Annotated in this window: 1 protein-coding gene; it reads left to right on the forward strand. The window is 74.0% G+C overall.

The window, feature by feature from the left end; all coding sequences use genetic code 11:
* Positions 1-685, forward strand: a 685-nt coding sequence (locus FRW57_RS23775; protein WP_162529487.1) for a hypothetical protein, incomplete at both ends; no start/stop codon positions are given.

Here is a 685-nt window from a genome sequence, read left to right on the forward strand (position 1 = left end):
ACCGTCGACCGCCCCGCCCTGTCGGAGGTGCGCCGCGTGCTGGACCGGCTCGACCCGAGCGGGCGTGAGCTCACGCCGGTCGTGCAGGTCCAGCCGCCAGGGCCGGAGGCGAGCACCGTGGAGGCCGTGGTGCCCGACCAGTTCCGCCGGATCGCCCTGTTCCCGGGCGCACCCGAGGCCGCTGCGGCGTTGCCGCGCCTGGTCCCGAAGACCGCGCCACCGCGACGGGTCCGAGGCACCAGCATCTCCGCGAAGGTGTCGACGAGCGGGATGGTGCCGTCTCCCGGGAGCCCGGTCGAGCTGCGGCTCCAGCTCCTGACTGCGGACAACGAAATGAGGACCGTCATCCTCGGCAACCTGCCGTACCGGGGGTCACGCGCGACGGTGCTGCACGCACTGCTCCCCTGCCGCACCGGCTGCACGGTCACCGGGCTGACCCTGGACATGGGCATCGGCGCGTCCGACCTGGGTGGGCGGTTCGTCCTCTCGAAGGTCCGCACCTCCGACCAACCGCACGTCTGGCTGGGCTCGGCGTCCGAGTGGTACCCCGTGGACGGATCGGACGGCGACGGGCGGATGGCCGCCGCCTCGGCCGCGCCGGCCGGGGTGCTGGCCGTGGACTACGTCGCGGTCGCCGGGCCCGAGCTGACCATGACCCACCGGTGGGTTCCGAGTGACCTCCCGG

The organism is Segeticoccus rhizosphaerae (assembly GCF_009192725.1).
GTDB classification, from domain to species: Bacteria; Actinomycetota; Actinomycetes; order Actinomycetales; family Dermatophilaceae; genus Segeticoccus; species Segeticoccus rhizosphaerae.